The sequence below is a fragment of the Mixta sp. BE291 genome, from assembly GCF_031457955.1.
In the GTDB taxonomy this organism is placed as follows: Bacteria; Pseudomonadota; Gammaproteobacteria; order Enterobacterales; family Enterobacteriaceae; genus Mixta.
Map to the genome: position 1 here is coordinate 91,034 of NZ_JAVDXN010000012.1, position 11,734 is coordinate 102,767.

The following is an 11,734-nucleotide window of genomic DNA, read 5'->3' on the forward strand; positions in this document are numbered from 1 at the left end:
CGCTAACCGTTTTAGCCTGCGTACGCGCAGGCTAAAACGGTGGCAGGATTACAGCACGCGTCCCAGCGTCTGGCGCAGATGCGCACCCGCGCCCAGCAGCCCTGGCTGATTGTGCCTGATCATGTAAACCGGAATATTATGCACGTAATCGCGGAAGCGGCCTTTGTCTTCAAACGCGGCGCGGAAACCGGAAGCGGTAAAGAAATCAAGGAAGCGCGGTACGATCCCACCGGCGATATAAACGCCGCCAAAGGTGCCCAGCGTCAGCGCCAGGTTACCGCCGAAACGGCCCATAATCACGCAAAACAGCGACAGCGCACGGCGGCAGTCGATACAGCTATCGGCCAACGCGCGTTCAGAAACATCTTTCGGCTTCAGATTTTCCGGCTCACGCTTGTCAGATTTCACAATGGCGCGATAAAGGTTAACCAGACCGGCGCCTGACAGTACGCGCTCGGCGGAGACATGGCCCAGCTCTTCACGCAGCACGCGCAGAATGAGATCTTCCTCAACGCTGTTGGGCGCGAAATCAACGTGACCGCCCTCGCCCGGCAGGCTTACCCAGCGGCGATCGACATGCACCAGGTGCGCCACGCCAAGGCCGGTGCCCGCGCCATACACGGCGATCGGCTTATCTTTTACCGCCGAACCGCCGCCAAACTGGATGACGTCATTTTCCGTTAACATCGGAATCGCCATGGAGACGGCGGTAAAATCGTTAATGATCTCCAGGTGATCGAAGGCCAGGCTGGCTTTCAGCGCTTTGGTAGAGAACGCCCAGTCATGGTTGGTCATTTCGACCCAATCTTCAGTAATCGGACAGGCGATGGCGATGCAGCCATCTTTTATATCCTGCTGCTGTTCGGTGAGAAACAGACGGATCACCTCTTCCAGGCTGTGATGCTCTGAGGTGGAATATGTCGTTACCTGAGAAATCAGGCCGGTTTCTACTTCACACAGCGCCAGGCGCGCGTTGGTACCGCCAACGTCACCCACCAAAGCGTATTTAGTCATTATTCTGCTGCTCCGCTTATGTCAATTCACTACGGGACACTATAAATTTCCCCCGGTAAAACAACAACGCCCATCAAAAGAGCGCGTTGCCAAATTGCCCGTTACCTTAACCGTGAAAGCCGATGCTGAACAGCACCATCTTTCTGAAATCATGATGTTGAATTGCGCTGATGCAGCGAAGCGGAGACCTGCTGCAGCAGCGGCGGCATATCGAGACGCGGCAGCACCACCTCAACCAACGAAAGGCGGCGCGCATCGGCAATCAACGTCATTACCTGCGTCAGCTGCACCGTCTCCAGCACGCGCCAGCTTTGCGCCGGACAGGCGGTGCTGAGCGCCTGCGGTATCTGCGTCCAGTTCCAGGCCGCAATATCGTTATAGCGCTGGTTGGCGCCGTTGATGGCGCGTTCAACGGTATAGCCGTCATTATTTAACAGAAAAATCAGCGGCTTCAAATTATCGCGCATCATTGAACTCAATTCCTGCACCGTTAACTGCGCCGATCCATCGCCAATCAACAGAATCACCCGCCGTTCCGGCTGCGCGGTTTGGGCGCCGAAGGCCGCTGGCAAAGTATAGCCGATAGATCCCCACAGCGGCTGCACGATCAGCTGCGCGCCGCTGGGCAGGCGCAGCGCCGCCGCGCCAAACGCGGCCGTGCCCTGCTCCGCCACAATCAGATCGCCCGGGCGCAGGAAATCCTGCATCGCCTGCCAGAAAGCATTTTGCGTCAGGCCAGGCCGATCGCTGGCCGCCAGCGGCGCGGGCTGACATCTGTCCAGCGTCCAACGGGCAACGTAGCGCAGGCAGAGTTCCTGCAATACCGCAATCACCGTGGAGATTGGCAGCGCATCAAAAACTTGCCCGGCGACCGTTACGCTAAAAGGCTGTACGTCGATGGTTTTTGCCGCCGCAATCTGCTGGGTAAAGCCTACCGTGATGGTATCGGTGAAGCGTACGCCGATAGTGAGAATAACATCCGCCTGCTCTATTACCCGCCGCGTTTCGGCGGCGCAGCCTTCTCCGGCGTAAGTGCCAACAAAACCCCGCCGCTGTTCATCCAGCACCCCTTTTCCCATCAGAAGCGTGGCATGCGGCAGCGGCACCGCCTCCAGCCAGTGCGCCAGCTGTTGCTGCACGCCAAAGCGATCGGCCAGAAAATCTGCCAGCAGCGATACGCTGCGCGCGCCGGAAAGCAGCCGCTCCGCCGCCTGGCGAAACGCCTGCAGCGCCTGCGGATCGGCCGGCGTCTGGAGCGTCAGCGGCGCGTCGGGCAGGCCCGCTGGCGCACCCGCGACATCCACCGGCAGCAGCAGATAGCCAGGCCGCCGCTGCGTCAGCGCTTCGCTAATCACCCGGTCGATCTCTTCACAGGCGTTGTCGGCGGTTAACGCGGCCTGAGCGACGGTTACCTCACGCTGCATACGCAAAAAATGCGCGAAATCCCCGTCGCCAAGCGAATGATGCACCAGCTCGCCGCGCTGCTGCTGCGCTAACGCGGGCGCGCCGACAATATGGATCACCGGCAGATATTCCGCGTAGCTGCCTGCGATGCCGTTAATGGCGCTCAGTTCGCCGACGCCGAACGTGGTGAGCAGCGCGGCGGGACGGCCGCTGCGTGCGTAGCCATCCGCCGCGTAAGCGGCGTTAAGCTCATTGGCGCAGCCTACCCAGGCCAGCTGCGGATGGGCGATAACCCGATCGAGAAACGCCAGGTTAAAATCTCCCGGCACGCCAAACAGATGATCGATTCCGATTTCATGCAGCCGCTGTAGCAGATAATCACTAACTGTTAAGCCAGACATAGCAGACTCCTTGCATCATCACGTCATATCAGTATTGATTATTCTGCCATCGCGTCGACATACGATATTGTTATCTGCTGGCGCAACGTGGCAAGCGCGCGTTACGCCTGAGGATTTTTCTGTAATTGCGATCCGCCCTGCGGCTTTCAACTGGTGTAACCGTATACACTGCTAAGCTGCCTGTTTAACCGCTTATTTCTACAGGGAACCTTCATGCACTATCAACCCGCCGCTGAGCGTTATCAGCAGATGGAATATCGCCGTTCTGGCCGCAGCGGCCTTAAGCTGCCCGCCATTTCTCTGGGCCTGTGGCATAACTTTGGCGACAGCACACGCGTCGATAACAGCCGGGCGCTGTTGCGTCACGCTTTTGACGCAGGCATTACCCATTTTGACCTGGCAAATAATTACGGCCCGCCGCCGGGATCGGCCGAGGAGAATTTTGGCCGCGTTCTGCGGGAAGATTTTCACGCCTTGCGCGATGAGCTGATCATTTCCACCAAAGCGGGCTATACCATGTGGGATGGGCCGTACGGCGACTGGGGTTCACGTAAGTATCTGATCTCCAGCCTCGATCAGAGCCTGAAGCGCATGGGACTGGAGTACGTAGATATCTTTTATCATCATCGTCCCGACCCGGAAACGCCGCTGGAAGAGACCATGATGGCGCTGGATCAGGTGGTGCGTCAGGGCAAAGCGCTGTATGCCGCGATCTCTAACTATCCCGCCGAGCGCGCGGCAGAAGCGATTAGCATTCTGCGCGAGCTAGGTACGCCATGCCTGATTCATCAGCCGAAATATTCGCTGTTTGAGCGTCAGCCGGAACAGGGTCTGCTGGATGTGCTGGCGCGTGATGGCGTGGGCTGCATCGCCTTTTCACCGCTGGCTGGCGGCGTGCTGACCGATCGCTATCTGCACGGCGTACCGGAAGATTCCCGTGCCGCCAGCGGTAGTCGCTTCCTGAATGCCGAGCAGCTCACCACGGAGAAAATGGAGAAGGTACAGCGGCTCAATGCCATCGCACAGCGGCGCGGCCAGAAACTGGCGCAGATGGCGCTGACCTGGGTACTGCGCCAGCCTGCCATGACCAGCGTACTGATCGGCGCCAGCAAAACCAGCCAGATCGATGACGCGGTAGCGATGTTGCAGCAAAGCCGCCTGAGCACGGAAGAGCTACAGGAAATCGAAAGCATACTGCGTTAACCTTTTCTCTGGCTGCCCAGGCGCAGCCAGAAAACTCCCAATTCAGATTATCCTTAACTTTTTCAGACCGCCGCCGATGTTATCTCCAGACTTTATTTATATGCTGCCGCCACAGTGCTGCTGTTTGCGCACTGATAAGGAGAAATATGAAACGTGCCCTTATTTTTGCCGCTTTGCTGGCAAGCTTGTCCCCTTTTGTTACACACACAGCACAGGCAGATGGCGCCACAATTACCCTGGCGCCAGGCGTGACGCTACAGCTGGGCGATCGCGATCGTCAGGGTCAATACTGGGATGGCGGACGCTGGCGCGACGGGCGCTGGTGGCACAATCGCTATGAATGGCAGCAGGGTCGCTGGTGGCGTCATGAACAATGGCGGCGCCATCGCGACTGGGAACGCCAGCAATGGCAGCGCCGCGAATGGCAGCGGGAGCGGGAGTGGCGACACCATGAACGCGCCCGTGAGCGCGATCACCGCCGCTGGGAGAAACAGCGTGAACGCGATCATCGGCAGTGGGAAAAACATCTGGATCGCGAACATCGACAGTGGGAAAAGCATCATCGTGACTGATCGCCTGCGCAGGTTAATCGGCAGGCGATTAAGCGCGGGAACCGATGCCCACGCCTGAAACCCCAGGCGCCGTTGCTACGGCGCCTGTTTTAACCCAGTCCGATCGCTTCCCCAACCAGCAGGTAAATATTCAATGCGACCACCAGCCCAACAATCATCCAACCGATGCCTTGCATAATACGTGAGTTAGTCATGTCGCCCATCAGCTCCTGCTTGCCGGTAAACACCAGCAGCGGAACCAGCGCCAGCGCAATCCCAAAGCTCAGCAGTACCTGACTCATCACCAGAATCCGCGTGGGATCCCAGCCCGCCATGATCACAATAAAAGAAGGCAGCATGGTGATTGTCCGGCGTAGCCAGAGCGGAATATGAAAGTGAATAAAGCCCTGCATCACGACCTGCCCCGCCAGCGTCCCCACCACCGTGGAAGAGAGCCCCGCAGCCACCAGGCTCAGGCCGAAGACAAACGCGGCGGCATCGCTCAGTAACGGCTTCAGCGTCAGGTAGGCCTGATCGAGATCCGCCACGCCGGTATTACCGTTAAAGTGGAAGGCCGCCGCCGCCGTCGCCATCATCGCCAGGTTAACAAAACCGGCAATGGTCATGGCGATCGCTACATCCAGCTTGGTGGACGAGTAACGCTCGCTACGCGAGTTGCCGCGTCCGCCGTTTTGCGTCAACGAAGAGTGCAGATAGATCACGTGCGGCATAATCGTTGCGCCCAGTACGCCTGCGGCCAGGAATACCGCGTCAGCCGTCGGCAGTGAAGGCACCGCCATGCCCAGCGCCAGCTCGCTCATCTGCGGCTGAGAGAAAAACAGCTCAACGATATAGGCGGCGGCAACAAACAGCAGCAGCCCGCCGATGACCAGCTCCAGCGGCTTTTGGCCACGGCTTTGCAGCATCAGAATTAAAAAGGTCGCGATGCCGGTCAGCACTGCGCCCTCTAACAGCGAGATGCCCAGCAGCATTTTAAAACCAAGCGCGGCGCCGATAAATTCCGCCAGATCGGTCGCCATGGCGATGATCTCCGCCTGAACCCAGTAAAACCATACCGCCGGGCGCGGAAAGCGATCGCGAATATGTTCCGCAAGGTTTTTGCCGGTGGCGATGCCCAGCTTGGCAGACATCAGCTGAATGATCATGGCCATAATATTGGCCCATACCACTACCCACAGCAGCTTATAGCCGTAGGAGGCACCTGCCTGAATATTGGTCGCGAAGTTACCCGGATCGATATAACCAATCGCCGCAATAAAGGCCGGCCCAAGCAGCGCCAGCTTTATCTTACGGGCTCCGCGTGCTGCGCGTTCCGCGGTGCGGCTTTCTAACATAGTCATTATCCTGTCTAAAAGTGGTGTCGCCCTTACAGCGTAAAGGAACGTAAGCCAAGGTAAAATGTGATTATCATTATCGCTGTGATAGCTCGCGCTATAAAGTATAGCAAATGCTATATTATTATTTACAATAACTGACTGTTTACAACGCATCAACCCACTAACTGTAGGCCATCGCAAAAATGTTAACAATGCGCATGTGTTTTTTTTGTTCAGTGTTACAGTTGTGATCGGGGTGCGTTTTCTGACGCAGCCTGCTATAGGCAATTGTTATATTGTGGACTTGATCTCGTTTTTACGCCCGGCGTTACATAGAATACGCAGCGAAATATAATCTGCCTCAAATTTGGAGCATACATGTCCCGCATTTTGCATTTTGTTCTGGCGCTGGTGGTGGTTGCGTTACTGGCATTGCTGGTAAGCCGCGATCGTAAAAATATCCGCGTCCGTTTTATCGTACAGCTATTGGTGATTGAGGTTCTGCTTGCCTGGTTCTTCCTCAATTCACAAGCTGGCCTGGGATTCGTAAAAGGCTTTGCCGGCCTGTTTGACTACCTGCTGAAATACGCTGCTGAAGGGACCAACTTCGTATTCGGCGGTATGAGTGAGAAAGGTCTGGCGTTCTTCTTCCTGAATGTTCTCTGCCCTATTGTTTTTATCTCCGCCCTGATTGGTATCCTGCAGCACTTCCGTATTCTGCCGATCGTGATTCGCGCGATCGGTACGGTGCTGTCAAAAGTTAACGGCATGGGCAAGCTGGAATCCTTTAACGCGGTCAGCTCACTGATTTTGGGACAGTCAGAAAACTTTATCGCCTATAAGGATATCCTGGGTCAGATGTCGCAGCGCCGCATGTACACCATGGCCGCTACCGCAATGTCTACCGTTTCCATGTCGATCGTGGGTGCCTATATGACGATGCTGCAGCCGCAATATGTGGTCGCGGCGCTGGTGCTGAATATGTTCAGTACCTTTATCGTGCTCTCATTGATTAACCCTTACCGCGTCGACAGCGAAGAAGATTTGCAGCTGAACGATCTGCATAAAGGGCAGAGCTTCTTTGAGATGCTGGGCGAATATATCCTTGCCGGTTTCCGCGTGGCGATTATCGTTGCGGCGATGCTGATCGGCTTTATTGCGATTATTTCCGCGATTAACGCGCTGTTTGACGCCATTTTCGGCATCAGCTTCCAGGGCGTGCTGGGCTACGTCTTCTTCCCGTTTGCCTGGGTGATGGGCGTTCCGGCCAGCGAAGCGTTGCAGGTGGGCAGCATTATGGCAACCAAGCTGGTTTCCAATGAGTTTGTCGCCATGATGGATCTGCAGAAAATCGCCGGGCAGCTTTCGCCGCGCGGTGAAGGCATCCTGTCGGTGTTCCTGGTCTCTTTTGCTAACTTCTCTTCTATCGGTATCGTGGCCGGTGCGATTAAAGGTTTGCATGAAGAACAGGGCAACGTGGTTTCCCGCTTTGGCCTGAAGCTGCTGTATGGTTCAACGCTGGTCAGCGTGCTTTCTGCCTCGATCGCCGGTCTGGTGCTTTCCTGATCGCATCAGCATTGAAAAAACCGGGCCTGGCCCGGTTTTTTTATGCGCGCGTGACGGCATATAACCGCTGGCGGCAGATGCATTTGCATTAAGCAGATAAGCAGATAGGCAGATAAGCAGATAAGCAGATAAGCAGATAAGCAGATAAGCAAATAATAATAACAAAGAGAGAGAGAAACAGAAAAGAGATTGGTGGAGATAAGCGGGATCGAACCGCTGACCTCTTGCATGCCATGCAAGCGCTCTCCCAGCTGAGCTATACCCCCACATCAGATGATTACCCTGTCCAAACCTGTTGGGATAAGATTTGGTGGAGCTAAGCGGGATCGAACCGCTGACCTCTTGCATGCCATGCAAGCGCTCTCCCAGCTGAGCTATAGCCCCATACCGGATAATCGTGTCGTGTTGACGGAGCGCATAATATGAAACCGCCTCCAGGGTGTCAACGGCAAATTCAAAATCTGTGTTTGATCGCTGAAAAAGACGTCAAACAACATTTAACCGCATCCGCGCTTTGCTGGCCAGTAACCAGATAATCCTCCTTAAAACAGTGGTTGAACTGCCTTCAATCGCGCAGGTTGGGGTTGGGGAAAGATATATTACTGGCCGCCACTGGCGGAGAGCGCTTCGTTGTTAATTTTGCGTTAATGCATTTATAAAATGATGCTTGTTATTGTTAATTTGCTATGCAAAACTTCGCACGCTAATTAATCTATCGGTTGATCGAATCCGCGCGGATGGCTTCCTGCTGTCGCCGAGAAGCGAAAACCATTATTACACTTTGACTAACACCAGAGCCATTATGTCCTTGTATTCACCTAAAGAAATCGCCGCCATTGCTATTCAGTCTGGCGTGGCGAAAAGTCGTCTCTCTATTACTTCCTTGTTAATTCTTGGCTTTATGGCGGGCGCATTTATTGCGGTCGGTTTTCTGCTGGATTTACATGTGATTAATAAACTGCCCGCAGACTGGGGTTCTTTTGGCGGCTTTCTTGGCGCAGCCGTATTCCCGGTAGGTCTGATCCTGACCATTCTGGCCGGTGGCGAACTGCTGACCGGCAATATGATGACACTGCCTATCGCCTGGTTCGCACGTCAGATCAGCGGCTTCAGCGTGCTGCGTAACTGGTTTTGGGCCACGATTGCTAACTTTATCGGCAGCATCGCCGTGGCATGGTTTTTTGGTCACCTGCTTGGTATGACCGAAGGCGATTATCTGAATAAAACCGTGGCCATTGCTTCGGCAAAAGTTAATGCAGATTTTATGCACGCCTTTATTTCCGGCATCGGCTGTAACTGGCTGGTCTGCCTTGCCGTCTGGCTGGCCTTCGCCAGTAAAGATATGGTCGGTAAGATTTTCGGTGCCTGGTTCCCGGTCATGGCGTTTGTTGCTATCGGCTTTCAGCACGTTGTCGCCAACATGTTTATCGTACCGGCAGCGATCTTTGCCGGTCAGATTACCTGGGCTGAATACCTGCCGAACTTTATTGCCGTTTTCCTTGGCAACGGCGTTGGCGGTGCGGTTTTCGTTGCCCTCGCCTACTTCCTGGCCTACCGTCCTGCAGTAGAAAGCGCCGCCACTACGCGCTGATTCAACCAGCCCTTTGCCTGCGGGCAGAGGGCTTCACCTTTTCTGTTAGTGATCCTGGTTAGTTAATCACGTGACGTTTTCATGTAATATATTTGCCTGTTTGCTTAAGTTTACAGGGATGAAAACGTGAAAGAGGAATGGTTAACGCCGGACGAGCTTGCTAAACGCACAGGCTATACGCGTCAGACGATTAATAAATGGATTAAGCGCGAGCACTGGACAACAAAGCCCAAGCCCGGTGTACAGGGTGGCAAAGCGCGCGTGGTAAAAATCGATGAAAGGGTATCCGCCTTTTTGCATGAGACGCGCCATGCTGCGGAACCGGCCGGGAACTATTACACCAGCGCCAATACGCTGCCCGGGCTGCTGACCTCGTTCGTTCAGCAGATGACGCCGCAAGAACAGCAAAATCTGCAGAACCTTCTGCTACGTGAAGGCGTTCAGGGGCTGCTTAAGCGGCTGGGGATTGACAGTAAGTAAAAAGAAAACCGGAAGCATGCTTCCGGTTTTTTTATGGCTATAACAGAGCGTTAGCCTTGCGCTTCCCGCTCGCTGATAAAGGCCAGCGCTTTTTCAATACGCGCCACGGCACGCGAGCGACCAATCGCCTGCACCGTTACGTCCAGCGCCGGTGACTGCCCTGCGCCAGTTACCGCAACGCGCAGCGGCATACCGACTTTGCCCATACCCACTTCCAGCTCGTCCGCCGCGGCCTGAATCGCGTGGTGAACGTTTTCTGCCGTCCAGTCGCTTACTGCTGCCAGCTTATCGCGAACCACTTCCAGCGGCTGACGCGCAACCGGACGCAGGTGCTTTTTCGCCGCATCCGCATCAAAGGCGTCGAACTCTTCATAGAAATAGCGACAGCTGGCGGCAATTTCTTTCAGCGTCTTACAACGCTCGCCCAGCAGCTGTACCAGCTGTGCCAGTTCCGGCCCGGTACGGGTATCGATCTGCGCCTGTTCAATGTGCCACTGCAGATGCGTAGCCACATACTCCGGCGGCAGGCTATTAATATAGTGATGATTCAGCCACTGCAGTTTTTCAGTGTTGAACGCGCTGGCGGATTTGCTGACCGCATCCAGCGAGAACAGCTGCTTCATCTCATCAATTGAGAAAATTTCCTGATCGCCGTGGGACCAGCCCAGACGCACCAGATAGTTGAGCAGCGCTTCCGGCAGATAGCCGTCGTCGCGATACTGCATTACGCCCACCGCGCCGTGACGCTTGGAGAGCTTTTTCCCGTCGTCGCCAAGGATCATGGAGACATGCGCGTAAACCGGCACCTGCGCGCCGATCGCCTGCAGGATATTAATCTGACGCGGCGTGTTGTTGATATGGTCTTCGCCACGGATAACGTGGGTGATGCCCATATCCCAGTCATCAATCACCACACAGAAGTTGTAAGTGGGCGAGCCGTCGGTGCGGCGAATAATCAGATCGTCCAGTTCCTGGTTGCTGAACTCGATGGGACCACGAATCTGATCGTCAAATACCACCGAACCTTGCTGCGGGTTACGGAAGCGCACCACATGCGGTTCGTTATCAGCATGATGCTCATGGCTGTCACGGCAGCGTCCGTCGTAACGCGGCTTTTCGCCGTTCGCCATTTGTGTTTCGCGCAGCTGCTCCAGACGCTCTTTAGAGCAATAGCATTTATAGGCGGTACCCGCTTCCAGCATTTCGTCGATCACGGCGTTATAGCGATCGAAGCGTTTGGTCTGATAATAAGGGCCTTCATCCCAGTCCAGATTCAGCCAGTTCATGCCATCCATAATGGCGTCGATAGCCTGCTGCGTGGAGCGCTCCAGATCGGTATCTTCAATGCGCAGGACAAATTCACCGCCTTGATTACGAGCAAACAGCCAGGAATAGAGCGCGGTACGTGCGCCGCCAACGTGTAAATAGCCGGTTGGGCTGGGCGCGAAACGGGTTTTGATTTTCATTGAGCTTGCCTTAGTGCGCAGATTTTCTGCGGAATGACAGAAAAGATGATTTTCATGCATTGTTTCAGTGCGCATATTCTATCACCTGCCCCTGATTCCTCAACGGCAAACCCGGCGTTGATGCGGCATGCTGCTGAATTTTCATGCATACCCCGCCTGGTTTCGGTTAAAAGCGCGACACGCTGCCTAATTTTAATACGAACAAACATTTTCGTTTTAAAAAGCGTTGACTCGTTGCGAACACTCCCTATAATGCGACTCCACACAGCGGGGGTGATTAGCTCAGTTGGTAGAGCACCTCCCTTACAAGGAGGGGGTCGGCGGTTCGAACCCGTCATCACCCACCATCTCTAAGATGGCCCGCAGTGTAAGACAGATGATAAAAGATGGGTGATTAGCTCAGTTGGTAGAGCACCTCCCTTACAAGGAGGGGGTCGGCGGTTCGAACCCGTCATCACCCACCATCTTTTATACTTTGTCGCACCGAAATGGGTGATTAGCTCAGTTGGTAGAGCACCTCCCTTACAAGGAGGGGGTCGGCGGTTCGAACCCGTCATCACCCACCATCGGGTCGTTAGCTCAGTTGGTAGAGCAGTTGACTTTTAATCAATTGGTCGCAGGTTCGAATCCTGCACGACCCACCAATGTAGAAAGGCGCCCTAAAGGCGCCTTTTTGCTATGCGTAATCGGCAGGAAGCGAACCTGCAGCAGGTTCGGGCCG

9 protein-coding genes and 6 tRNA genes are annotated in these 11,734 nt (G+C 55.0%); 9 read left to right on the forward strand and 6 right to left on the reverse strand.

The features are described 5' to 3' along the window. Positions 1–48 precede the first annotated feature (48 nt). A complete protein-coding gene (glk, locus tag J2X14_RS19765) occupies positions 49–1,014 on the reverse strand; it encodes a glucokinase (protein ID WP_352412856.1) in 966 nt (321 codons plus the stop codon). A 149-nt stretch (positions 1,015–1,163) separates the two neighbouring features. Then, positions 1,164–2,819 carry an alpha-keto acid decarboxylase family protein gene (locus J2X14_RS19770; protein WP_352412857.1) on the reverse strand — a complete coding sequence of 552 codons (1,656 nt, stop codon included), beginning with the start codon at positions 2,817–2,819 and terminating at the stop codon, positions 1,164–1,166. A 213-nt stretch (positions 2,820–3,032) separates the two neighbouring features. On the opposite strand from J2X14_RS19770, the gene mgrA reads away from it, so the two are divergent. Both mgrA and J2X14_RS19780 read left to right on the forward strand, forming a co-directional pair. Beyond that, the gene (gene mgrA / locus J2X14_RS19775) at positions 3,033–4,022 is read left to right on the forward strand and encodes an L-glyceraldehyde 3-phosphate reductase (RefSeq protein WP_352412858.1); all 990 of its coding nucleotides are present in this window, start codon (positions 3,033–3,035) and stop codon (positions 4,020–4,022) included. Positions 4,023–4,168: 146 nt separating this feature from the next. Further along, positions 4,169–4,594, forward strand: coding sequence for a DUF2502 domain-containing protein (locus J2X14_RS19780; RefSeq protein WP_352412859.1), 426 nt, complete (start codon positions 4,169–4,171; stop codon positions 4,592–4,594). Positions 4,595–4,683: 89 nt separating this feature from the next. Here the strand turns inward: J2X14_RS19780 and J2X14_RS19785 are convergent, their stop codons facing one another. Next, positions 4,684–5,928: an Nramp family divalent metal transporter gene (locus J2X14_RS19785; protein WP_352412860.1), complete on the reverse strand. Its 1,245-nt coding sequence runs from the start codon at positions 5,926–5,928 to the stop codon at positions 4,684–4,686. Positions 5,929–6,288: 360 nt separating this feature from the next. Between J2X14_RS19785 and J2X14_RS19790 the strand changes: the two genes are divergently transcribed. Continuing rightward, positions 6,289–7,476 (forward strand): NupC/NupG family nucleoside CNT transporter, encoded by a 1,188-nt coding sequence (locus J2X14_RS19790; protein WP_352412861.1) that lies wholly within the window; start codon positions 6,289–6,291, stop codon positions 7,474–7,476. 190 nt (positions 7,477–7,666) lie between these two features. On the opposite strand, the gene J2X14_RS19795 is transcribed toward J2X14_RS19790, so the two are convergent. Both J2X14_RS19795 and J2X14_RS19800 read right to left on the reverse strand, forming a co-directional pair. Further along, a tRNA-Ala gene (locus J2X14_RS19795) sits at positions 7,667–7,742 on the reverse strand. Between the two features lie 42 nt (positions 7,743–7,784). Then, a tRNA-Ala gene (locus J2X14_RS19800) sits at positions 7,785–7,860 on the reverse strand. 418 nt (positions 7,861–8,278) lie between these two features. Between J2X14_RS19800 and J2X14_RS19805 the strand changes: the two genes are divergently transcribed. After that, the gene (locus J2X14_RS19805; protein ID WP_352412862.1) at positions 8,279–9,067 is read left to right on the forward strand and encodes a formate/nitrite transporter family protein; all 789 of its coding nucleotides are present in this window, start codon (positions 8,279–8,281) and stop codon (positions 9,065–9,067) included. A gap of 126 nt (positions 9,068–9,193) precedes the next feature. Then, a complete protein-coding gene (locus tag J2X14_RS19810; protein WP_352412863.1) occupies positions 9,194–9,547 on the forward strand; it encodes a YfeC-like transcriptional regulator in 354 nt (117 codons plus the stop codon). Positions 9,548–9,597: 50 nt separating this feature from the next. On the opposite strand, the gene gltX is transcribed toward J2X14_RS19810, so the two are convergent. Next, complete coding sequence (gene gltX / locus J2X14_RS19815) at positions 9,598–11,013, reverse strand: glutamate--tRNA ligase (RefSeq protein WP_352412864.1); 1,416 nt, start codon at positions 11,011–11,013, stop codon at positions 9,598–9,600. 271 nt (positions 11,014–11,284) lie between these two features. Between gltX and J2X14_RS19820 the strand changes: the two genes are divergently transcribed. From J2X14_RS19820 to J2X14_RS19835, 4 genes are all read left to right on the forward strand, one after another. Continuing rightward, positions 11,285–11,360 (forward strand) — tRNA-Val (locus tag J2X14_RS19820). 41 nt (positions 11,361–11,401) lie between these two features. Then, positions 11,402–11,477, forward strand: a tRNA-Val gene (locus J2X14_RS19825). Positions 11,478–11,503: 26 nt separating this feature from the next. Next, a tRNA-Val gene (locus J2X14_RS19830) sits at positions 11,504–11,579 on the forward strand. Between the two features lie 2 nt (positions 11,580–11,581). Beyond that, positions 11,582–11,657: transfer RNA gene (locus J2X14_RS19835), tRNA-Lys, on the forward strand. Positions 11,658–11,734: the final 77 nt, after the last annotated feature.

Bases quoted from the DNA above. Each gene is read 5' to 3' on its own strand.
- glk (WP_352412856.1), bottom strand. From the start codon at position 1,014: ATGACTAAATACGCTTTGGTGGGTGACGTTGGCGGTACCAACGCGCGC.
- J2X14_RS19770 (WP_352412857.1), bottom strand. From the start codon at position 2,819: ATGTCTGGCTTAACAGTTAGTGATTATCTGCTACAGCGGCTGCATGAA.
- mgrA (WP_352412858.1), top strand. From the start codon at position 3,033: ATGCACTATCAACCCGCCGCTGAGCGTTATCAGCAGATGGAATATCGC.
- J2X14_RS19780 (WP_352412859.1), top strand. From the start codon at position 4,169: ATGAAACGTGCCCTTATTTTTGCCGCTTTGCTGGCAAGCTTGTCCCCT.
- J2X14_RS19785 (WP_352412860.1), bottom strand. From the start codon at position 5,928: ATGTTAGAAAGCCGCACCGCGGAACGCGCAGCACGCGGAGCCCGTAAG.
- J2X14_RS19790 (WP_352412861.1), top strand. From the start codon at position 6,289: ATGTCCCGCATTTTGCATTTTGTTCTGGCGCTGGTGGTGGTTGCGTTA.
- J2X14_RS19805 (WP_352412862.1), top strand. From the start codon at position 8,279: ATGTCCTTGTATTCACCTAAAGAAATCGCCGCCATTGCTATTCAGTCT.
- gltX (WP_352412864.1), bottom strand. From the start codon at position 11,013: ATGAAAATCAAAACCCGTTTCGCGCCCAGCCCAACCGGCTATTTACAC.